Genomic DNA, 1,317 nt, shown 5'->3' on the forward strand with positions numbered 1-1,317 from the left:
GAGCGGGCCGCTGTCCCGTTCTGGAGCGTGGTGCTCGATGAGCGGGCGCTGCCGGCTGGCTATCGGGAACTGTGGGCGGTGCTGGTGAAGTCGCCGGACGGGGTGCGGTGCAAGGCGGCGGCGGTGTCGCTGGGGCTGGAGCCGGTGCCGAAGAAGGTCGAGGGCGTGCGCTCGAAGATGCGGCGCCTGGTGCGCTGCGGCTGGGCGGTCGAGGCGGCGCCCGGGGTGTTCTGCCCGGCCGCCGGACCGGCTGCGGCCGGCCGCTGATCAGCCTCGGGGCGCGGGCCGCGCCAGGCGGCGGGTCATCACCTGCGCCATCGCCCAGCGAACCATCGCCTCGTGGGTGTCGGCCCGGCGTTCGTAGTCGCGCACGCAGCGCCGCCGCGCGGTGATCCATGACAGGGTGCGTTCCACGCACCAGCGGCGATGGATCACGACGAAGCCCTTCGCGGTGTCGCTGCGCTTGACGATCTGCAGGCGCAGCCCGGACAGGTGCGCGGCGCACCAGGCGACCAGCGCCCCGGCGTAGCCGCCGTCAGCCCACACCAGAGCCACCCGCGGACAGGCCGCGCGCAGGCGCTTCAGCAGCGGCATCGCACCGTCGCGGTCCTGCACCCCGGCGGCGGTGACCAGGACCGTCAGCAGCAGCCCGAGCGTGTCCACGGCGATATGCCGTTTGGTCCCGTTCACGCGCTTACCCCCGTCGTAACCACGCCTTGCAGAGCTGACGGTCTCCGCCCCGCGCAACGACTGCGAGTCGGCGACCCCCGCGGTCGGCTCCGGTTCCCGGCCCTCGCGCACCCGCACCGCCCGACGCAGCCGGTCGTGCCACACAGTGAGCAATCCCTGGTCCCGCCAGCGCCGGAAGAACCGATACACCGCGGTCCAGCACGGGAAGTCTTTGGGCAGTGCCCGCCACTTGATCCCGTTGTCGACCACGTACCGGACCGCGTCGAGCATCTCCCGGTGGCAGTAGCCCTCCGGCCGGCCGCCCCGGCCGCCCATCCACGCCGGAACCGGGATCAGCGGCGCGGTCGCCGCCCACTCCGCGTCGGACATGTCCGTCGGATACGCCCGCTGACGCACCGGGCGATCGGCGGCGTTGCCGTGGCGATGCGCCAGACAATCGCACGACACGGCGCGTCGCACAGCGTCGCGCTCGTCGATCGCGTAGAAAGAAGACAACAGGGCCTCCTGCGTGCTCCGGACTCAACACCCACGAGCTACACAGAAGGCCCTGCCTTCATGCGTGCATTGACATCAAGTCACACGAACGAGAACACGCCACACGCCCTGTTCGGTTGAGCAACAGCCTCT

Annotated in this window: 1 protein-coding gene and 1 pseudogene; one reads left to right on the top strand and one right to left on the bottom strand. The window is 71.5% G+C overall.

What is annotated here, in order from left to right; all coding sequences use genetic code 11:
* Window positions 1-267: pseudogene (locus tag GWK61_RS54620) on the top strand (hypothetical protein); the annotation flags it as partial.
* Here the strand turns inward: GWK61_RS54620 and GWK61_RS54625 are convergent.
* On the bottom strand, window positions 268-1,059 hold the full coding sequence (locus tag GWK61_RS54625) for an IS5 family transposase (RefSeq protein ID WP_194922297.1): 792 nt from the start codon (window positions 1,057-1,059) through the stop codon (window positions 268-270).
* Between the last annotated feature and the right edge of the window lie 258 nt (window positions 1,060-1,317).

The organism is Catenulispora rubra (genome assembly GCF_015356825.1).
GTDB lineage: Bacteria > Actinomycetota > Actinomycetes > Streptomycetales > Catenulisporaceae > Catenulispora > Catenulispora rubra.

Excerpts from the sequence above, each read along its gene's own strand:
- GWK61_RS54625 (WP_194922297.1), bottom strand. The coding sequence starts at position 1,059 with ATGTCCGACGCGGAGTGGGCGGCGACCGCGCCGCTGATCCCGGTTCCG.